Raw genomic sequence first — 19,792 nt, 5'->3', positions numbered from 1 at the left:
CCTGTCGCTCCGCGAGACGGCCTCCCCGCAGGCACGGCCGGAGGGGCGGGTTTGGCGCGCGGGCGGGCCGGTGCGGGAGAATGGGGCCGTGACCGCACTCGACCAGCCGACCGCATCCACCCCTCTCGACCTCCCGGGCTGGCGCCACGCCTATTCCGGCAAGGTCCGCGACCTGTACGTCCCGGCCGATCCGGCAGCGGATGCCGCAGCCCCCGACCTGAACGCCGCCTCCCGCGTGCTCGTGGTTGCGAGCGATCGCGTCAGCGCCTTCGACCACGTGCTCGAGCCCGGTATCCCGGGCAAGGGCGTGCTGCTCACGACGCTCAGCCTCTGGTGGTTCGGGCAGCTCGCCGGGATTCCCAACCACCTGCTGGCGAATACTGCCACCGCTGGTACAGACGACGCCGCGGGCATCCCGGCCGCCGCCGCGGGCCGCGCCATGCTCTGCAGGACCCTCGACATGTTCCCGATCGAGTGCGTCGTGCGCGGCTACCTCACCGGCTCGGGCTGGAAGGAATACCAGGCCAGCCAGACGGTCTGCGGCCTGCCGCTCCCGGCGGGGCTGCAGAACGGCGACCGCCTGCCCGAACCGATCTACACGCCCGCGTGGAAGGCCCCGATGGGCGAGCACGACGAGAACATCTCCTTCGAGCGCACCGTCGAGCTCGTCGGCGCCGACGTCGCCGCGGAGCTGCGCCGCCTCTCCCTCGAGACCTTCCGCCGGGCATCCGCCATCGCCGAACAGAACGGGGTGATCCTCGCAGACACAAAGTTCGAGTTCGGCGCCGACCGGGCGACCGGAGAGATCACCCTCGCCGACGAGGTGCTGACGAGCGACTCGAGCCGCTACTGGGACGCCGTACTCTGGCAGACCGGCACGACCCCCGAACAGCGGATGTCCAGCTTCGACAAGCAGATCGTCCGCGACTGGCTGAGCGCGCACTGGGACCAGACCGGCACACCCCCGGCGCTCCCGGAGGACATCATCGAGCGCACCGCCGCCCGCTACCGCGAACTGCTCACCCGGCTCGCCGGGGACACCCCTGTCGCCTGACCGACGCGCGCGGTCACAGGACTCGGCGCCCGGCGCCGCCGAATGTTACGCTCCCGACATGCGAATCAAGATGTGCAGCGTCCACGTGAAAGACCCCGCCACCGCGTTCGATTTCTACACGTCCGTCCTCGGATTCGAGAAGCTTCTGGCCATGCCGGAGCACCAGCTGTACATCGTCAAGTCCACGGAGGACCCGGACGGCGTCGGCCTCCTGCTCGAGCCGAGCGACAACAAGGTCGCCGCGAAGTACGCCCAGGGCATCCGTGCCCTCGGCCTGCCCGCGATCGTCTTCGGCAGCCCCGACGTCCGCGCCGAATACGAGCGCCTCGGCCGTCTCGGCGTGCAGTTCACGAGCGAACCGTACACGGATGCCTTCGGCACCTCCGTCCTCTTCGACGACACCTGCGGCAACCTGATCCAGCTGCACCAGGACTGACTTCCCCCGCCCGTCGTGGGCGGAATACCGGGGCGGGGGCATCCGTTGACGCAGGTGTGACCAGATCTGCATCAGAACTCCTCCCCGCGGCGACCGGAATGGGCGCCGTCACCCTGCGCGTCGGCAACCTCGACCGCATGATCGCGTACTACCGCGACGCCGTCACGCTGAGCCTGCTCAGCCAGGACGGCCCCCTTGCCGTGATGGGGCGCGGCACGACCCCGATCGTGATCCTCCAGCACGCGCCGGAACTCGCAGCCCCCGAGCCCCGCTCGAGCGGCCTGTTCCACACCGCGATCCTGTTCGAGACCCAGGCGCAGCTCGCCGCGGCGGTCTACTCGGTCGCAACGAAGCATCCGGGCACCTTCACCGGCAGCGCCGATCACCTCGTCAGCCAGGCGTTCTACTTCACCGACCCCGAGGGCAACGGTATCGAGCTCTACTGGGACCGCGACCGCACCGAGTGGAGCTGGGCCCACGGCCAGGTCGAGATGGCCACCCTCGCCCTCGACCCCAACGTCTTCATCGGCGAGCACCTCACCGAGGAGGGCGTGTCCGATCCCGGTGCAGGCAACGCCATCGTGGGTCACGTGCACCTCTCCGTCGGCGACGTGCCCACCGCCCGCGCCTTCTACGTCGACCGGCTCGGCTTCGAGGCGACCGCGAACTTCGGCCCGTCCGCGCTCTTCGTCTCGGCCGGCGGGTACCACCACCACATGGCGATGAACACCTGGAACAGCGCCGGCTCGGGCAGGCGCCGCCTCGCCCTCGGCCTCGGCGAGGTCGACATCGTGCTGCCCGGTGCCGACGGCCTCGGTGCGCTCACCGAGCGGATGTCCCACTTCGGCATCGCGACCCGGCACGACGGGCAGACCCTCGGCTTCGACGACCCCTGGGGCAACCAGATCGTGGTGCGCACGGCGCTCCCCGCCTGACGAAGGCGGGCGCGCGGCCTACTGCTGGGGCTCGACCGGCGGATGCGCGCGGTCGCGACCCCAGAACTCGTCGAGCAGGTCGGCGGTCGCCTCCGGATTCTCGAGCTGCGGCGAGTGCGCGGCCTCCGGGATGATCGCATACCGGGCATCGAGCAGGCCGGCCATGCTCGCCTGCCAGTCCTGCGGCCAGGCCGGGTCGTCGACTCCGTGCGCGACGAGGTTGTCGAGACCGGTCGCGAGCAGCTCGCCGGTGGTGTCGTTCTCGTCGCTGAGGATCGCTGCCGCACCGAGCAGCTGGTCGTCGCTCGTTGCCCCCATCCGCAGACGGCGGAACGCTTCGTCGGCGGTCAGGGCTGCGTCCGGAAGACCGACGGTGTGCGGGTTGTCCTCGTTCCACCACGCCGCCGAACCGCGCTCGCGGACGATCGCCGCCTCGCGCTCCATCCGCCCCGCCCAGCCGTGCGGACCGGAGCAGAGCAGGGTGACGTCGAGGAAAGCCTCCGGCGCCAGGATCGCCGCGGCCCGGGCGACGACGCCGCCGAAACTGTGGCCGAGCAGGTGCACGGGCCCGCCACCGCCGACGAGCGCGGCCACGGCGACGACGTCCCTGGCGAAAGCTTCCAGCGTGTAGTTCTCGGCGCCGGCGGGGGCCGCGGAGTCCGCCTGCCCGCGCTGGCTGTACGACCAGGCGTCCCAGCCGCGCTCGGCGAGCAGCGGCAGGAAGCCGCCGAAGTCCTCCTTCGAACCGGTGAAACCCGGCACGAGCAGCACGACACCGCGAGCGGATGCCTCCGGCCGCGCATGCAGGGCCGTCACGCGCCCGACAGGAAGGTCGATGCCGACGTTCGCGACCGCATCCGCCAGCGGGACCGGCAGGGTGCCGAACCGCGGCACCCCTGGCCACCCGTCGAACGACCCGGCGGACGGACTCGTACCGCCCTCGGCCGAATGTCGCCCGGTCACGGACGGGCCGGCGGACGGGCCGGCAGTCGGGTCGATCGTGCTCATGGTGCGCTCCATTCCGGCCTGACGGCCGGGCTGCCGCCGTGCTGCCGCGGATTCCCAGCCTAGGCGACGCGGGTCAGGACGGGAGGGTGCCCTCCGAGCTTTCGCGGAGCAGGACCTTCACGGGCAGGCGCGCCGTGATCGGCGGCTGGTCGGGGTGCTCGATCCGGCTGAGCATCGCCCGGATCGCCGTCCGCCCGAGCTCGACCATCGGCTGGTACACCGTCGTGAGCCGCGGGGTCGACAGGCGGCCGGTCTCGATGCCGTCGAAGCCGGTCACGATCACGTCCTCCGGCACCCGCACGCCCGCCGGCACGAGCACGTCGAGCATGCCGAGCGCGGTCCGGTCGTTCGCGCAGACGAGGGCCCGCGGCATCCGCCCGGTGGTGAGCAGCGTTTCGGCGAGCCGGCGGGCACGGATGCGGGAGAAGTCGCCCTGCAGGATCGTGGCGGCGGCGGGGTCGAGGCCAGCCCCCTCGAGAGCTTCGACGAAGCCCTGGTACCGCTCGGAGCTGTCGGGTGAGTCGGCGGGGCCGGCGACGAAGGCGAGGTCGGTGGTGTCGCCGCTCTCCAGGAGGTGCGCGGTGAGCGCCCGCATGCCTTCCCGGTTGCTGACGCTGACGTGGTCGAAGTCCATCTCGGCGCATCGGCGCGGGCCGCCGATCAGTACGACGGGGATCCGCCGCGAGACGTGCTTGAGGAGTTCGTCAGGGACGCTGCCGGCGAGCACGGCCACCGCGTCGACCCGCCCGGCGATGTCCCGCAACATGTCGGCGGGATTGGCATCCCTGCCGACGCCGACCATGAGGGCGAAACCGTGGCGCCAGGCCTCGCGCTCGCTGCCGCGCAGCACCCCGTCGAAGGAGAGGTTCGGCGGGGCGACCTCGCTGCCGCCGGCCCTGTCGACGACCATCGTGACCGACAGGTCCTGCACGAACGGGGCTTCTCCCCGGTCGTCCTCGTCGTCGATGCCGGGGAAGAACAGGCCGAGGACGCCGGTGCGCTGGGCCGCGAGGCACCGTGCACTGGCGCTCGGCACGTAGCCGAGGGCCTGCACGGAGTCGAGGACCCGCTCCCGGGTCGACTCGCGCACGTCATGCGGACGGCGCAGCACCCGGGACACCGTCGCGATCGACACCGCCGCGTGGGCGGCTACGTCGTAGACGGTCGCAATCTTCACTCAGCGTCCGGAACCGGCACCGGATGCCGCGCGCTTGGCGCGCCGGGTGAGCCCGTGCACCGCGGCCTGGAACTCGCGGGCGGCGAGCGGCCGGCCGGGCAGCCGGGGCCGGTCCGTGGCCGGCAGCCGCAGGCCGTCGAGCACGATCGCAAGCTGCCTGCGCCACTGGCCGGTGTGGCCGCCGCCGTGCGTGCCGAGGGAACCGACCATGGTGACCAGAACCGCGAGATCGACCGCGTCGACATCCGCCCGGAGTGCACCGTCCTTCTTGGCGCGGGCGACGAGGCCGGCGATCACGGCCTGGAACTCGGTGCCCTTGCCGCTGCCCGGGTCGATGACCTCCATGCGCTTGAGAATGTGCGGGAGCGCCGGATCGGCGACAAGCCACTCGGCGACACGCTCCATGTAGAGCTCGATGCCGGCCCAGGCCGTCGGAGCAGCGGCGATCTCATCGCGGACGGTCGCGAGTTCGGCGAGCGCGATGTCGTAAAGAGCGCGCACGAGGTCGTCCCTGGTCGGGAAGTTTCGGTAGAGCGTGGCCACGCCGACGTCTGCGCGGCGGGCGATCTCCTCGAGCGAGGCGTCGACCCCGTTCTGCGCGATGAGAGCCCGCGCCTCGACGATCAGGCGCTCTCGGTTCTGCCGGGCGTCGCGCCGACGCGGTTGAGCGCCGTCCTGCGGGGTCGGTTCGGACGAAGTCATGGAGACGATTGTAAGTCCCCCAGCTATGACGAGTCGGAGGGAATCCTCCACGTCGCCTGTGCCTGCGCCCGGAATCCCTCGTCCGGGATAGAATCTCGCCGGAGAACCGGGTCTCACATGCGAACCCGTGAATCTCGCCGGAGAACCGCAGTGGTCCGACCGACGGCCCGCAGCATCCCTGAGAACCGAGGACTCCCGATGACGCCTCCCCCCGATCCGAGCCGCACCGCCGGCGAGGGCACGGATGCCCACCTCGTCTTCGCCCGCCGGATGGACCGGATCGACGGGCTGGCCCACTACCGTCGGCAGTTCGTGGGCACCGAAGCCGGCACAGCGGCGGGTGCCGCGGCCGATCCGTTCGTCTACCTCGACGGCAATTCGCTCGGCCGGCCGACCCTCGCGAGTGTCGGGCGGATCACCGAGTTCCTGACCCACAACTGGGGAACCCGGCTGATCCGCGGCTGGGACGAGGAGTGGATGGAGCTTCCGTTCCGGATCGGCGACGAACTCGGGCGGGTCGCGCTCGGCTCGGCGCCTGGCCAGGTCTTCATCGGCGACTCGACGACTGTACTGCTCTATAAGCTCGCCCGGGCCGCGGTGGACTACCGCAGGGTCGGCTCCGAACCGGCGCGCACCGAGATCGTGCTCGACACCGACAACTTCCCCACCGACCGGTACCTGATCGAGGGCATCGCCGCCGAGCGCGGCCTGACCCTGCACTGGATCCACTCGGATCCCGCAGGCGGGGTCTCACTCGACCAGGTGCGCGCGGCGATCGGCCAGCAGACGGCGCTCGTGCTGCTCAGCCACGTCGCCTACCGCTCCGGGTTCCTCGCCGACATGCGCCGGATCACCGCGGCGGCGCATTCTGTCGGCGCCCTCGTGCTCTGGGACCTCAGCCACTCTGTCGGCTCCGTTCCCGTCGAGCTGGACCTCTGCGACGTCGACCTCGCCGTCGGCTGCTCGTACAAGTACCTGAACGGCGGGCCGGGGGCGCCTGCCTTCGGCTACGTGCGCCGCGACCTCCAGGACGTGCTCACCCAGCCGATCCAAGGCTGGATGGGCACGAAGGACGTGTTCACGATGGGGCCGGGGTATCACCCGGCCGACGGCATCCGCCGGTTTCAGAGCGGGACGCCGCCGATCGTCGGCATGCTCGCGATGCAGGACACGATCGCGATGATCGGCGAAGCGGGCATCGAGGAGGTGCGGGCCAAGTCTGTCGCGCTCACCGAATTCGCGATCACCCTCGTCGACGAGTGGCTCGTGCCGCTCGGCGTGCGGCTCACGTCGCCGCGCGACCACACCCACCGCGGCGGCCACGTCACGGTCAACCACCCGGCGATGCGGCAAGTCACGACGACACTCTGGGAACACGACGTCATCCCCGATTTCCGCGGGCCGGAAGGCTTGCGGATCGGGCTGTCGCCGCTCAGCACGAGCTTCGTCGAGACGCTCGAGGGGGTCGCGGCGATCCGCGACGTGCTGCGCGGGGTCCTGCTCGGGCAGGCGGGCCTCGCGCCGGGGACCGGGATCGCGGCGGGGTTCGGGCAGAGTGGCCCCGGCAACGGGCGGTAACAGCCGACCCGGGCCCGGGCCGTGTGGACTGTAGAATCGAGGCATCCACGCCCCCGACGTCTCGGAGTGAACCATGCCAACCATCGTCGTTGAAGTTATGCCCAAGGCCGAGCTGCTCGACCCGCAGGGAAAAGCCGTCGCCGGCGTCCTCGGCCGCCTCGGCAAGACCCGCTTCACGAGCGTTCGCCTCGGCAAGCGTTTTGAACTCACCGTCGACGGGCCCGTCGACGAGGCCGTGCTCGCCGAAGTGCGCGAACTCGCCGACTCCGTGCTCTCCAACGCCGTGATCGAAGACGTCGTCGGCATCCACGTCGTGGGCGCAGACAGCACAGTCGGGGTCTCCGCCTGATGCGCATCGGCGTCGTCACCTTCCCCGGATCGCTCGACGACCGTGACGCGCAGCGCGCGATCCGGATCGCGGGCGCCGAACCCGTCGCGCTCTGGCACGGCGAGCACGACCTCCGCGGTGTCGACGCGATCGTGCTGCCCGGCGGCTTCAGCTACGGCGACTACCTGCGCGCGGGCGCGATCGCGAGCCTCTCGCCGATCATGGCCGAGGTCATCGACGCCGCGAACAGCGGCATGCCGGTGCTCGGTATCTGCAACGGTTTCCAGATGCTCACCGAGGCGCACCTGCTCGAGGGCGGGCTGATCCGCAACGACCACGGCTCGTTCATCTGCCGCGACCAGCAGCTGCGCGTCGAGAACACCGACACCGTCTGGACCAGCGGCTTCGCGAGCGGCCAGGAGATCACCATCCCCCTGAAGAACGGCGAGGGCGGCTTCATCGCCTCCGCCGAGACCCTCGCAGAGCTCGAAGGCGAAGGCCGCGTCGTGGTGCGCTACGTCGGACTGAACCCGAACGGCTCCCTCAACGACATCGCCGGCATCACCAACGCCCGCGGCAACGTCGTCGGCCTGATGCCGCACCCCGAACACGCGGTCGAGGCCGGCTTCGGTCCCGACACCGCGTCCGCGATGCGCAGCGGCACCGACGGGCTCACGTTCTTCACCTCAGCGATCGAGCGGATGCTCGCGAGCGCGTAACCCGCACCCCGCAACGCCCGGTCCCGCAACGCCCGGTCCCGCAACGCCCGGTCCCACGAAAGCGGGTGAATCGTCGTTTCCAGTGCCGCAGAACGACGATTCACCCGCTTTCGCGAACAGGGGCCTCGGTTTAGACGGCGGCGGATGCTTCCCACAGGTTGATACCGGCGTCGACGGCGTGAGCGTCGATCACGTCGAGCTCCGCGGCGGTGAACTCCAGGTTCTCCACGGCGGCGACGTTGGCCTCGAGCTGCGCGACCGAGGACGCCCCGATCAGCGCCGACGTCACCTCCGGGCGCCGCAGCACCCAGGCGAGGGCGAGCTGGGCGAGCGACTGCCCGCGCTCCCCGGCGATATCGGTGAGGGCACGGATGTGGACGAGCGTCTCGTCGCTGACCATGTCGCGTTTCATCGACCCGGCCCGCGCCGCCCGCGAGTCCGCGGGCACCCCGTGCAGGTACCGGTCGGTGAGCAGTCCCTGGGCGAGCGGAGAGAACGCGATGCAGCCGACGCCGAGGTCTTCGAGGGTGATCAGCAGGTCGTCCTCGACCCAGCGGTTGAACATCGAGTACGAGGGCTGGTGGATGAGCAGCGGCGTGCCGAGGTCGGCGAGGATCGCCGCGGCCTGCCGGGTGCGCTCTGGCGAGTACGAGGAGATCCCGGCGTAGAGGGCACGGCCGCTCGTGACGGCGGTGTGCAGCGCGCCCATGGTCTCCTCGAGCGGGGTGTCCGGGTCGGCGCGGTGCGAGTAGAACACGTCGACGTAATCGAGGCCCATCCGGCCGAGCGACTGGTCGAGGCTCGCGAGCAGCGACTTGCGGGATCCCCATTCGCCGTACGGGCCCGCCCACATGTCGTAGCCTGCCTTGGTCGAGATGACGAGCTCGTCGCGGTGCGGCCGGAAGTCCTGCTTCAGGTGAATCCCGAAGTTGCTCTCGGCGCTGCCGTACGGCGGGCCGTAGTTGTTGGCGAGGTCGAAGTGCGTCACGCCGAGGTCGAAGGCGCGGCGCAGGATCGCTCGCTGCGTCTCGAGCGGGGTGACCCCGCCGAAGTTCTGCCACAGCCCGAGCGAAACGGCCGGGAGCTTGAGGCCGCTCTTCCCGGTGCGGCGGTAGGGCATGGACTCGTATCTGGTGTCAGCCGGAAGGTAGGTCATCCCTTCATCGTGCCACGGTGCATCCGCTCGCGCAGGGGGTGCCCGCCGCGGAGGTCAGGACCCACCCTGTGCGTTGCCTCTTACGACGGATGCCGACGGTCCAGCAGCCGGAGCTGGGCCGCGGATCCGGTGAGCTCGCGTGCCACGAGGGCAGCAGCGCCGGCCTCCGGGTGACGCCCCAGTCTGCGGAGCAGCTCGGCCCGGGTCGCGTGGAACCAGAAGTAGTCGTCGAGGCCGCCGATCCGGTCGACCACGGCGAGCGCCGCGGCCGGGTCGCCGCTCTCGGCGAGGGCGGCCGCCCGGTTCAGCCGCACGACCGGGCTCGGGTCGAGGGCGAGCAGCACGTCGTACCAGGCGATGATGGCGTCCCAGTCGGTGGTCGCGGCATCCGCGGCCAGGGCGTGGCAGGCGGCGATCGCGGCCGTGACCGCGAACCGCTCCGGGCGGATGCTGCTGCCGCGGATCGCGGACGCGGCGAGCTCGATGCCTTCCGCGACGCGGGAGCGGTCCCAGAGACTCCGGTCCTGGTCGGCCAGGAGGACGATGTCGCCGTCGCCGTCGAACCGGGCGCGTAGTCGGGAGTGCTGGAGCAGCATCGTCGCGAGGAGTCCCTCGAGCACGGGTTCGCCCGGCATCAGCTCGACGAGCAGCCGCCCCAGCCGGATCGCTTCCTCTGCAACGGATGCGCCGGGCGGCCCGGATGGCGCGGTCGGCGGGGGCAGCGCAGCCGAGCCGGGCGGCGCCTGCGAGCCGGGCGGCACGGAGGACTCAGGCCGCGCCGACACGAGGGCAGGGGCATCCGCCGACCGGGAAGCGTAGCCCTCCGTGAACAGCAGGAACACGGTCGTCGCGACCGCGCCGAGCCGGCCAGGCAGTTCCCCCGCGTCGGGCACGCGGTAGCGGATGCCGGCGTCGGCGATCTTGCGTCGCGCCCGGGTGAGGCGCTTGGCCATCGTCGCCTCTGAAACGAGGAGCGCCCGGGCGACCTCTGCGACGCTCAAACCGCAGAGCACGTGCAGGCTGAGCGCAACCTGGGCCTCCTGCGCGAGCGCCGGATGGCAGCAGGTGAAGATCAGCCGGAGCTGGTCGTCGCGGACGATGCCGGGCGGGGTCTCGTCGGGTGCCCGTTGCACGGCCAGGATGATCGCCTCCCGTTCCTTGTTCGGCCGCGCGCCCTCCCGCCGGAGCAGGTCGATCACCCGCCGCTTGGCCGCAAGGGTGAGCCACGCGCGCGGATTCGGAGGCACGCCGAGCCGACGCCAGGTCTCCAGGGCGCTGATGGCGGCGTCCTGGACGGCGTCCTCGGCGAGGGCCAGGTCACCGGTCAGACGGATGACGGTGGCCAGCACCCGGCGCCGCTCCGCGACCAGGAGCGCGGCGAGGGCCCCGGCCGGGTCGGTGCCACCGGCATCCGTCGCCGTCATCACATCAGGGTCGGGACCGTCGGACGCACCTCGACGACGCCGTTCCAGGCGGCGGGGATCGCGGCCGCGTGCCGGATCGCCTCGTCGAGGCTGTCGCACTCGAGCAGGTAGAAGCCGGTCAGGGCCTCTTTGGTCTCGGCGTACGGGCCGTCGCCGATCACGACGTCGCCGCCCTTGCCGCCGGTGACCCGCACGGTCGTCGCGGTCTGGGTCGGGTAGAGCGCGGCACCGCCGCGGATCACCGCCTCGGCATCGCGGCCGAAATCGCGGTACTCCTGCATCTCTGCCGCCTGCTCCGGGGCGGTCCAGTCGACGTCACGGGTGTAGGTCAGGGCAACATAGCTGGGCATGGTGACTCCTTCATCGGGGATTTCATCGAATGACCCATCGGGAACGGTGGGATCTACTCTAGGAACGAACGGGGCGGTCCCGAAAGGACATCGGCGGCCGAATCTCCGACAACTGTTCCCGCTGCGGTGAGAGCGGGATCGGAACGGGGGGTGCAGGGGAGGCAACCGGTAGACTGGGCGCGCCAAGCATCCGCTATCTCTGGGAGAACGCCACGTGACCGCAGTTACCACCACCCCCTCCCGCGGCATCGCCGACACCGTCGCGAACGCGATCGCCACCCCGGACAAGGACCAGCCCTTCGGCGCCCTCGGGCTGACCGAGGGCGAGTACCAGGAGATCCGCACGATCCTCGGCCGCCGCCCCACGAGCGGCGAGCTCGCGATGTACTCGGTGATGTGGAGCGAGCACTGCTCATACAAGAGCTCGAAGAAGTACCTGCGCCAGTTCGGCGACAAGGTCTCCCCCGCCATGAAGAAGAACCTCATGGTCGGCATGGGCGAGAACGCGGGTGTGCTCGACGTCGGCGAGGGCTGGGCCGTCACCTTCAAGATCGAGTCGCACAACCACCCCTCCTACATCGAGCCGTTCCAGGGCGCCGCGACCGGCGTCGGCGGCATCGTGCGCGACATCATCTCGATGGGCGCCCGCCCGGTCGCCGTGATGGACGCCCTCCGCTTCGGCCGCATCGACGACCCGGACACGGCGCGCGTCGTGCACGGCGTCGTGTCCGGCATCTCGTTCTACGGCAACTGCCTCGGCCTGCCGAACATCGGCGGCGAGACCTGGTTCGACTCGGTCTACCAGGGCAACCCGCTCGTCAACGCGCTCTCGGTCGGCGTGCTCCGCCACGAGGACCTGCACCTCGCCAACGCCCGCGGCGTGGGCAACAAGGTCGTGCTCTTCGGGGCCCGCACCGGCGGAGACGGCATCGGCGGGGCATCCATTCTCGCCTCGGACACCTTCAGCGCCGACGGCCCGACCAAGCGCCCCGCGGTGCAGGTCGGCGACCCCTTCGCCGAGAAGGTGCTCATCGAGTGCTGCCTCGAACTGTTCCGCGACAAGCTCGTCGAGGGCATCCAGGACCTCGGCGCGGCCGGCATCAGCTGCGCGACCTCGGAACTCGCCTCGAACGGCGACGGCGGCATGTACATCCAGCTCGAAAAGGTGCTGCTGCGCGACCCGACGCTCACCGCCGAGGAGATCCTGATGAGCGAGAGCCAGGAGCGGATGATGGCCGTCGTCACGCCGGAGAAGCTCGAGGGCTTCCTCGCGATGACCGCCAAATGGGACGTCGAGACGAGCGTGCTCGGCGAGGTCACCGACACCGGCCGGCTCGTCATCGACTGGAACGGCGAAGAGATCGTCAACGTCGACCCGCGCACGGTCGCGATCGACGGCCCGGTCTACGACCGCCCGGTCGCCTACCCGACCTGGATCGACGCGCTGCAGGCCGACTCGGCCTCGGCTCTGCCCCGGTCGACGGATGCCGCGGACCTGCGCGCGCAGTTCCTCTCGCTGCTGGGCTCGCCCAACCTCGCAGACCCCAGCTGGATCACCGACCAGTACGACCGCTACGTGCTCGGTAACACCGCGCTCTCCTTCCCCGACGACGCCGGCATGATCCGCATCGACGAGGAGTCTGGCCTCGGCTTCGTCATCGCGACCGACGCCAACGGCCGCTACTGCCAGCTCGACCCGTACCGCGGCGCCCAGCTCGCCCTCGCCGAGGCGTACCGCAACGTCGCAGCGACCGGAGCGGTGCCGGTCGGCATCAGCGACTGCCTCAACTTCGGCTCCCCGGAGAACCCCGAGGTGATGTGGCAGTTCGAACGCGCCGTCACGGCCCTCGCCGACGGATGCCTCGAGCTCGAGATCCCCGTCACCGGCGGCAACGTGTCGTTCTACAACCAGACCGGCGACCAGCCGATCTACCCGACGCCCGTCGTCGCGGTGCTCGGCGTGATCGACGACGTCGCCCGCCGCGTGCCGAGCGGCTGGCAGGACGACGGCCACAACATCTACCTGCTCGGCATCACCCGCGAGGAACTCGACGGCTCGGCCTGGGCCGATGTCGTGCACGGGCACCTCGGCGGTGTGCCGCCGGTCGTCGACCTTCCCGGTGAGGCGCGGCTGGCCGGCCTGCTCAACGCGGCGTCGATCGAGGCGCTCATCGACAGCGCACACGACCTGTCTTCCGGCGGGCTCGCGCAGACTCTCGCCGAGGGCGTGCTCCGGTTCGGGGTCGGAGCCCGCGTGTGGCTCGGCGACATCTGCGAGCGGGACGGGATCGACGCATCCGTCGCCCTGTTCTCGGAGTCGGCCGGCCGCGTCATCGTCTCGGTGCCGCGCGAGGACGACGTGAAGTTCCTCGGCCTCTGCGAGGGCCGCGGGTACCCGGTGCTGCGCATCGGCGTCACCGACAACACCCTCGACGCTCTTGAGGTGCAGGACGTCTTCACGGTCTCCCTCGCGGACCTCCGCTCCCGCCACAGCTCCACCCTCCCCGCCCACTTCGCCTAGCCCGGGCCTCCCGCCCCCGCCGCTCCCCCCCCGGGAACGGGCGTGTCGTGCGCGAGAGTACGAAAATGGCCTCTTCACGACATCCGAAGGGGCCATTTTCGTACTCTCGCGGTCCCTGGCCGCCGGACTGTGGATAGAACGCGCGCTCGTTCGTGGGAATCGGCATCATCGGGGGATGAAACGACGTCGCGAACTTCCCCCCGCGTTGCGTGGCCGACACTTCACCACCCGCAGTGGACGCCACGAGGGCGTATCGCGGAAGCGAATGAGGGGCGCGGACCTTGAGCAGCCGTTTCACGGCATCCGCTCACCACGATTGGGACCGGCAACGATCGCGACGCTCATAGCGGCATACTCCGAGCGGATGTCGACGGCCCAGTTCTTCAGTCACGTGACGGCAGCGCACCTGCACGGTCTTCCCCTCCCCCGGAGGTTCGCGACGTCCGGCGTGATTCATATCTGCGTCGACGACCCGGCGGAACGGCAGAGAGTGAGAGGGACCGTCGCGCACCATGCGCGACCAGGCACCGTACGCCTAGTCGATATCGGCGGTTATCGCGTGGCCGCACCGGTCGATGTCTGGCGCCAGCTCGCTGCCGTGCTGAGCCTGGATGAACTCATTGTGATGGGAGACGCCCTGGTCGGAGGGAGGCGACCGCTCGCGACCATGGCCGAGCTGCGTACCGGCGTGGCGCGTCACGCAGGCAAGCGCGGCGCACGGCGGCTCAGAGAGGCGCTCGGCTGGGTCCGCCCCGGCGTGCTCTCACCGCGGGAAACCGAGATCCGGCTCCTCCTGGTGCGGGCCGGCCTTCCCGAGCCGGAAGTGAACGCTCCCCTAACGGATAGGTCGGGACGGAAGATTGCGACGGGCGACCTCGTCTACCGGGAATATCGAGTGCTCGTTGAGTACGACGGCGAGCAGCATCGAACGGACGAAGAGCAGTATCACTGGGACATCGATCGGCTCGATGCGATCATGGAAGCCGACTGGCGGGTGGTTCGCCTGAACAAGACACATCTTCGACTCAAGAGCGCGTCGGCCGTGCGCAAGGTCGACACCGCACTTCGGGACCGCGGCTGGCGCCCCTGACCCATCCGGCCGTCGCATTCGCGCCGACCCAGCCCCCGGCATCCCTCACCCCTCCCGCGAGAGCGGAGAAACGGCCCCTTGGTGCGCCCTATGAGGGCACAATTCGTACTCTCGCGGCTGGCTGCAGACCGCACGGGTCGTCAGGCGACAGGGTACAGGCGGGAGGGTCAGAGGGGGAAGGGGAGGGACAGGAGGCACTCGGTGCGGGACCAGAGGTGGGCCGCGACCTGCGGGTCGAGGCTCGTGGTCGTGGGGCGCTGACGAGTAGGCAGGCCGCGGGTCAGGAAACGGGGGCCGTAGTACTCGCCGCCGCGGGCATCCGTGTCGAGGGTCGCGCGCACCGTCGGCCAGGCGCCGCGGTCCTTGCCCTGGGCGCCGATCAGGCCCTGCAGGTTGTCGGCGAAACGCTGCGGCCGGCTCGGCTCGTTGACCCCGCGGATGCCCGGCGTCAGCCCCGACACCGAGTAACCGGGGTGCGCAACGAGGCTCTGCACCCCGCCGGGGCCGCCGAGTCCGGCACGCCGGAGCCGCCGGTCGAGCTCGAAGCCGAACACCTGCATCGCGATCTTCGACTGCGCGTACGCGACCCAGCCGCTGTACCCCGTCTCGAGCTGCAGGTTGTCCAGGCGCGAGGCGACGAGCCGCGTCGCGAGCGAGCCGAGCGCGACGACCCGGCTGCCTGGCGTGCGCAACAGGGCGGGCAGGGTGAGCGCGGTGAGGTGAAAGTGCCCGAGGTAGTTCGTCTCGAGCACGATCTCGTTGCCGGCCGCGCTCGACTCGCGGGTCCGGGGCGGGTGCACGATGCCGGCGTTGAGCACGAGTCCGTCGAGGCGGGGCAGCTCGAGCAGCAGCACGGCGGCCGCGCGCACACTGTCGGCGTCGGCGACGTCGAGGTTGATCGTCGAAACGGATGCCCCGGGTACCCGTCCGCGGATGGCCGCGATCGCGGCATCCGCCTTCACGGGATTGCGGCAGGCCAGCACGACGTGCGCACCGGTCGCGGCGAGTTGTTCGCTTGTGAAATAGCCGAGGCCGGCGTTGGCGCCGGTGACGACGAAGGTCTTGCCGGACTGGTCGGGGAGGTGGCGCGGGTCCCAGCTCACGACGCCGGGCCTGCGGGTTCCGCAGTCGCAGGCGCCGGTGCACCGATCGCCGAATCGGGCATGACCCCGATGGCAGCGCCGGGTGCCTGCCCGTCTCCTACGCCCGGCTGGCCGCCCGCGATCGCCACGTGATGGTGGATGACCTCGGCGACGATGAAGTTGAGGAACTTCTCGGCGAAACCGGGGTCGAGCCTGGCCTCCTCGGCGAGCGCGCGCAGCCGCTGGATCTGTTGCAGCTCCCGCGCGGGGTCTGCGGCGGGGAGACCGTGCCTGGCCTTGAGTCGTCCGACCTGCTGGGTGAACTTGAAGCGCTCAGCGAGCATGTGGATAAGGGCGGCATCGATGTTGTCGATGCTCTGGCGGATGCCGTTCAATTCGTCGATCGCATCCCGCCCCGCACCGGCGGGCAATTCCTCGTGTTCGGCCATGACTGAACGATACCGTGCGCACCCCGGCGCGAAAGCGGGTGAATCGTCGTTATGGCTGACGCAGACCGACGATTCACCCGCTTTCGCGGGCAGTGGTCACGCGGCTAGGCGAGGGCGCGGCGAGGCAGGGGCAAGCGGATGCGCTTCTGCGCGAGCAGGATGCCGAGCAGCACGAGGAGCGCGCCCAACGGCTCGTTCCAGGACAGCGTCTCGCCGAGCAGCAGCACCCCGAGCACGACGCCGACGACGGGCGTCACGTACGTCACCGTCGACGCGTTCGTCGGGCCCCAGGCGCGGAGCACGTTGATGTTCCAGATGTAGGCGAGCCCGGTGCCGAGGGCGCCGAGAGTGAGCAGGCTCAGGACGATCGCCGGGTTGAGCGACACCGGGTGCCAGGCCAGCACCGGCGTGAGCAGAAGCATGATCGCCCCGCCGAGCCCGATGTTGAGGAACGCGAACGTCGCCCCCGCGATCGGCCGCCCGCTCAGGAACCGGCGGGTGTACCCGAACGTGAAGCCGTAACACACCGCCGCGCCGAGGCAGGCGAGCTGGCCCCAGAGGTCCCCGGTGAGCGCCGCGTAGCGCCACGGCCCGATGATCACGAGCACGCCGGCGATGCCGACGACCACCCCGAGCACCTGCCCGCGCCCGAGCCGTTCGACGCGGAAGGCGAGGGTCGCCATCAGGGCCGTCATGATCGGTGTCACGGCGTTGTAGATGCTCGCGAGGCTCGAGGACACGTACTGCTCGGCCCACGCGAAGAGGAGATGCGGCACGACGCATCCGCTCACCGCGATCACGAGGAAGTGCAGCCACACGGCCGCTTCGCGCGGCAACACGGGGCCGTTGTTCACCCGGGGCCGGGTGATGAGCACGATCAGGCCGAGGGTGAGGCCGCCGAGCACGAGGCGCGACCAGGCGACCTGCCCGAAGCTCACTCCGGCGAGGGCGACCTTCATGAACAGGAAGCTCGAGCCCCAGACGACGCCCATGCCGAGGAACTGCAGCGCGACGACGGCGCGACGAGCAGGCTCGGCGGGAGCGGGTACTGCAGAAGTGGGGGCGTCGCGCGGGGCGGTGCTATCGGTCACCTGCCGACTGTAACGTGTGCGGCCGTCGGCGTCGGGCCTCTCTGAGCGCAACGTCTGGAACCCGCCGGTGAATGGCAGCATCCGCTCGTTCGAAGCGACGCGCGACGGCGTGAGACGACAAGAGACGACAAGAGCGGATGCGCCCCGCGCATCCGCTCTTCTCGGTTCAGACCCTTGCGGCCCGGCTCAGCTCAGCTCTCAGTTGATCAGGTCGTGGCGGGACACGATCGCTTCGCGGCCGGGGCCGACGCCGATCGCGGAGATGCGGGCGCCGCTCATCTTCTCGAGCGCGAGCACGTAGTCCTGGGCGTTCCGCGGCAGCTCCTCGAAGGTGCGGACGCCGGTGATGTCCTCGGTCCAGCCGGGGAAGTCCTCGTAGATGGGCTTCGCGTGGTGGAAGTCGGACTGCGAGACGGGCACCTCGTCGTGGCGGACGCCGTCGACGCTGTACGCGACGCAGACCGGGATGGCGGCGAGGCCGGTGAGCACGTCGAGCTTGGTGAGCACGAAGTCGGTGACCCCGTTGATGCGGGCCGTGTAGCGGGCGACGGGTGCGTCGTACCAGCCGCAGCGGCGCGGGCGGCCGGTCGTGGTGCCGAACTCGAAGCCCTTGGCGCGCAGGAACTCGCCGGATTCATCGAAGAGCTCTGTCGGGAACGGGCCGGCGCCGACGCGGGTCGTGTACGCCTTGACGACGGCGAGGACGCGGTCGATCCGGTTCGGGCCGATGCCGGATCCCGTGACCGCACCGCCGGACGTCGCGTTCGAGGACGTGACGAACGGGTACGTGCCGTGGTCGACATCCAGCATCGTGGCCTGGCCGCCCTCGAAGAGCACGGTCTTGCCCGCAGTGAGCGCCTGGTGCAGGAGCAGCGCGGTGTCTGCGACCATCGGGCGGAGGCGCTCGGCGTAGCTGAGCAGGTCGGTCACGATCTCGTCGACCGAGATCGCGCGACGGTTGTAGACCTTGACGAGCAGGTGGTTCTTCTGGGCGAGGGCGCCCTCGACCTTCTGGCGGAGGATGTTCTCGTCGAAGAGGTCCTGCACGCGGATGCCGACCCGGTTGATCTTGTCGGCATAGGTCGGGCCGATGCCCCGACCGGTCGTGCCGATCTGGCGCTTGCCGAGGAAGCGCTCGGTGACCTTGTCGACCGTGCGGTGGTACTGGGTGATGATGTGCGCGTTGGCGCTCACCTTCAGCCGGGACACGTCGACGCCGCGGGAGATCAGCGCGTCGAGCTCCTCGAAGAGCACCTCGATGTCGACGACGACGCCGTTCGCGATGATCGGCGTGACGCCGGGGGTCAGGATGCCGGACGGCAGCAGATGCAGCGCGTACTTCTCGCCGTCGATCACCACGGTGTGCCCGGCGTTGTTGCCGCCGTTGAACTTGACGACGTAGTCGACGCGGCTACCGAGGAGGTCGGTGGCCTTACCCTTGCCCTCGTCGCCCCACTGGGCTCCGACCAAAACGATCGCTGGCATTAGTTCTCTCCTCGGATGAAAAACGCCTCGGTGATCGGGGCCGGGTCATCGGCCCGATAGCCGTCTGGCGTGATGGTTTCCTGGTCGATGCGCGCGATCGCGGTCGGATCGGCGTCGTTCAGGAAGACGGTGAGGCGGTCGAACTCGTCCTGCTCGTTGATCTCGGCGGCGGAGCGGCGCAACGCATACAGGGCGCGCAGCACCCCGCGGTTGGGCTCGTGGGTCCACGGGATCGGGCCGTGTCCGCGCCAGCCGGCCTTGCGGAGGGCGTCGAGGCCGCGGTGGTAGCCGACGCGGGCGAAGGCATAGGCCTCGATGGTGCGGCCTTCGAGGTGGGCGACATCCGCCAGCACCGCCCAGGCCAGGGAGGACGTCGGGTGCGCGGCGACGAGGGACGGCAACGCGTGGCTTTCGGTACTCCGGAGCGCCGCGATCACCTCCGGTTCCGCGGGAAGGAGGGTCTCGGGCTGGTCGATCAAGTTTTCGCCGGTCACACTCGATCCTAACGCGGTGAGCACTCTGAGCCCCACGGAACCTGCCGCCACCCCCGGGCTGATGCCCGGAAATGTCCCGGTTTCGCCATCGCGTCGCCGCGGCCGGGAGTGCGACCCGGAGTGCGACCGGGTGCGGGATCAGGCGAGCAGGCCGCCCGAGAGCGACTCGAGGATGGCCCCGGAGACCTCGTCGCGGTCGCGGTCGGGATCGAACACCAGCCATTCGAGGCCTGCCATGAGCACGGCACCGAAGACGCTCGACGCCATCAACCCGCTCGTTCCCGCTGCCGCCGTGGCCGGACGGGCCTCGGCGATCGCCTCGGCGAAGACGGCGAGGGCCTCGTGCCGCAGGGCGAAGAGGGTCTTCTGCCAGGCCCGGTCGGTGCGGAAGATCTCGGCCGCCATGAGCTTGGCGAGTCCCGCGTTCGACTCGATCAGGTCGAGGAGCACCGCGATCAGCGCGACGAGCGCCTCCCGCCCGTGCAGCCCGTCACGCGCCGCCCGGAGGGAGTCGGAGAGCGAGCCGACCCCCTCCTCCAGCAGCGCCTCGAAGAGCTTGTCCTTCGAGCTGAAGTTGTAGTACAGGCTGCCCTTGGCCACGTGCGCGAGCTCGGCAACGTCGTCCATCGTGGTGCCGGTGATCCCGCGGGTGGCGGCCAGCTCCAGCGCGGCGTCCAGGATCGCCCGTTTTGTTCCCGTCGCACGTGGCATAG

General features: G+C 70.3%; 20 protein-coding genes. 8 read left to right on the top strand and 12 right to left on the bottom strand.

Annotation, left to right across the window (positions count from 1 at the left end; translation table 11 throughout):
* Positions 1–88 precede the first annotated feature (88 nt).
* The 3 genes from E3O46_RS14645 to E3O46_RS14635 all read left to right on the top strand — a co-directional run bounded on the left by E3O46_RS14645 (position 89) and on the right by E3O46_RS14635 (position 2,425).
* Positions 89–1,054 (top strand): phosphoribosylaminoimidazolesuccinocarboxamide synthase, encoded by a 966-nt coding sequence (locus E3O46_RS14645; protein ID WP_241987436.1) that lies wholly within the window; start codon positions 89–91, stop codon positions 1,052–1,054.
* Between the two features lie 58 nt (positions 1,055–1,112).
* A complete protein-coding gene (locus tag E3O46_RS14640) occupies positions 1,113–1,490 on the top strand; it encodes a VOC family protein (protein WP_134446230.1) in 378 nt (125 codons plus the stop codon).
* A gap of 98 nt (positions 1,491–1,588) precedes the next feature.
* The gene (locus tag E3O46_RS14635) at positions 1,589–2,425 is read left to right on the top strand and encodes a VOC family protein (RefSeq protein WP_134561978.1); all 837 of its coding nucleotides are present in this window, start codon (positions 1,589–1,591) and stop codon (positions 2,423–2,425) included.
* 18 nt (positions 2,426–2,443) lie between these two features.
* Here E3O46_RS14635 and E3O46_RS14630 read toward each other — a convergent pair whose 3' ends face one another.
* From E3O46_RS14630 to E3O46_RS14620, 3 genes are all read right to left on the bottom strand, one after another.
* A complete protein-coding gene (locus E3O46_RS14630) occupies positions 2,444–3,433 on the bottom strand; it encodes an alpha/beta fold hydrolase (protein ID WP_166791088.1) in 990 nt (329 codons plus the stop codon).
* A gap of 73 nt (positions 3,434–3,506) precedes the next feature.
* Positions 3,507–4,610 (bottom strand): LacI family DNA-binding transcriptional regulator, encoded by a 1,104-nt coding sequence (locus tag E3O46_RS14625; RefSeq protein WP_134446228.1) that lies wholly within the window; start codon positions 4,608–4,610, stop codon positions 3,507–3,509.
* Complete coding sequence (locus E3O46_RS14620; protein ID WP_134446227.1) at positions 4,611–5,312, bottom strand: TetR/AcrR family transcriptional regulator; 702 nt, start codon at positions 5,310–5,312, stop codon at positions 4,611–4,613. It lies immediately after the preceding gene.
* A gap of 198 nt (positions 5,313–5,510) precedes the next feature.
* Between E3O46_RS14620 and E3O46_RS14615 the strand changes: the two genes are divergently transcribed.
* The 3 genes from E3O46_RS14615 (at position 5,511) to purQ (ending at position 7,937) form a co-directional block, all read left to right on the top strand.
* The gene (locus E3O46_RS14615) at positions 5,511–6,890 is read left to right on the top strand and encodes a kynureninase (RefSeq protein WP_134561962.1); all 1,380 of its coding nucleotides are present in this window, start codon (positions 5,511–5,513) and stop codon (positions 6,888–6,890) included.
* Positions 6,891–6,963: 73 nt separating this feature from the next.
* Entirely contained in the window at positions 6,964–7,239 is a 276-nt protein-coding gene (gene purS, locus E3O46_RS14610; protein WP_134446225.1) for a phosphoribosylformylglycinamidine synthase subunit PurS, read from the top strand.
* The gene (purQ, locus tag E3O46_RS14605) at positions 7,239–7,937 is read left to right on the top strand and encodes a phosphoribosylformylglycinamidine synthase subunit PurQ (protein ID WP_134446224.1); all 699 of its coding nucleotides are present in this window, start codon (positions 7,239–7,241) and stop codon (positions 7,935–7,937) included. The genes purS and purQ overlap by 1 nt, the downstream gene beginning before the upstream one ends.
* Positions 7,938–8,067: 130 nt before the next feature.
* Here the strand turns inward: purQ and mgrA are convergent, their stop codons facing one another.
* From mgrA to E3O46_RS14590, 3 genes are all read right to left on the bottom strand, one after another.
* Positions 8,068–9,093: an L-glyceraldehyde 3-phosphate reductase gene (mgrA, locus tag E3O46_RS14600; RefSeq protein WP_134561961.1), complete on the bottom strand. Its 1,026-nt coding sequence runs from the start codon at positions 9,091–9,093 to the stop codon at positions 8,068–8,070.
* 80 nt (positions 9,094–9,173) lie between these two features.
* Positions 9,174–10,517, bottom strand: coding sequence for an RNA polymerase sigma factor (locus tag E3O46_RS14595; protein WP_134561960.1), 1,344 nt, complete (start codon positions 10,515–10,517; stop codon positions 9,174–9,176).
* Complete coding sequence (locus tag E3O46_RS14590; protein ID WP_134446221.1) at positions 10,517–10,867, bottom strand: YciI family protein; 351 nt, start codon at positions 10,865–10,867, stop codon at positions 10,517–10,519. Before E3O46_RS14590 ends, E3O46_RS14595 begins: the two co-directional genes overlap by 1 nt.
* A gap of 214 nt (positions 10,868–11,081) precedes the next feature.
* Here E3O46_RS14590 and purL point away from each other — a divergent pair, with 214 nt between their 5' ends.
* Both purL and E3O46_RS14580 read left to right on the top strand, forming a co-directional pair.
* On the top strand, positions 11,082–13,388 hold the full coding sequence (gene purL / locus E3O46_RS14585; protein WP_134561959.1) for a phosphoribosylformylglycinamidine synthase subunit PurL: 2,307 nt from the start codon (positions 11,082–11,084) through the stop codon (positions 13,386–13,388).
* Positions 13,389–13,752: 364 nt separating this feature from the next.
* Positions 13,753–14,478 (top strand): hypothetical protein, encoded by a 726-nt coding sequence (locus E3O46_RS14580; RefSeq protein WP_134561958.1) that lies wholly within the window; start codon positions 13,753–13,755, stop codon positions 14,476–14,478.
* A gap of 167 nt (positions 14,479–14,645) precedes the next feature.
* Here E3O46_RS14580 and E3O46_RS14575 read toward each other — a convergent pair whose 3' ends face one another.
* The 6 genes from E3O46_RS14575 to E3O46_RS14550 form a co-directional block, all read right to left on the bottom strand.
* Positions 14,646–15,581, bottom strand: coding sequence for an SDR family NAD(P)-dependent oxidoreductase (locus E3O46_RS14575; RefSeq protein WP_134561957.1), 936 nt, complete (start codon positions 15,579–15,581; stop codon positions 14,646–14,648).
* The gene (locus E3O46_RS14570; protein WP_134446217.1) at positions 15,578–16,009 is read right to left on the bottom strand and encodes a chorismate mutase; all 432 of its coding nucleotides are present in this window, start codon (positions 16,007–16,009) and stop codon (positions 15,578–15,580) included. The genes E3O46_RS14575 and E3O46_RS14570 overlap by 4 nt, the downstream gene beginning before the upstream one ends.
* A gap of 104 nt (positions 16,010–16,113) precedes the next feature.
* Positions 16,114–17,016 carry a DMT family transporter gene (locus E3O46_RS14565; protein ID WP_478213400.1) on the bottom strand — a complete coding sequence of 301 codons (903 nt, stop codon included), beginning with the start codon at positions 17,014–17,016 and terminating at the stop codon, positions 16,114–16,116.
* Between the two features lie 282 nt (positions 17,017–17,298).
* Positions 17,299–18,585, bottom strand: a complete 1,287-nt coding sequence (locus E3O46_RS14560; protein ID WP_134446216.1) for an adenylosuccinate synthase — start codon at positions 18,583–18,585, stop codon at positions 17,299–17,301.
* The gene (locus E3O46_RS14555; protein WP_134446215.1) at positions 18,585–19,079 is read right to left on the bottom strand and encodes a DUF3151 domain-containing protein; all 495 of its coding nucleotides are present in this window, start codon (positions 19,077–19,079) and stop codon (positions 18,585–18,587) included. Before E3O46_RS14555 ends, E3O46_RS14560 begins: the two co-directional genes overlap by 1 nt.
* A 138-nt stretch (positions 19,080–19,217) precedes the next feature.
* Positions 19,218–19,790, bottom strand: coding sequence for a TetR/AcrR family transcriptional regulator (locus E3O46_RS14550; protein WP_134446214.1), 573 nt, complete (start codon positions 19,788–19,790; stop codon positions 19,218–19,220).
* Between the last annotated feature and the right edge of the window lie 2 nt (positions 19,791–19,792).

Origin of the sequence: Cryobacterium glucosi (assembly GCF_004402235.1) — a bacterium.
GTDB classification, from domain to species: domain Bacteria; phylum Actinomycetota; class Actinomycetes; order Actinomycetales; family Microbacteriaceae; genus Cryobacterium; species Cryobacterium glucosi.
The sequence above is the reverse complement of the archived record's forward strand: the minus strand, read 5'-3'. Positions and strand labels throughout refer to the sequence as shown.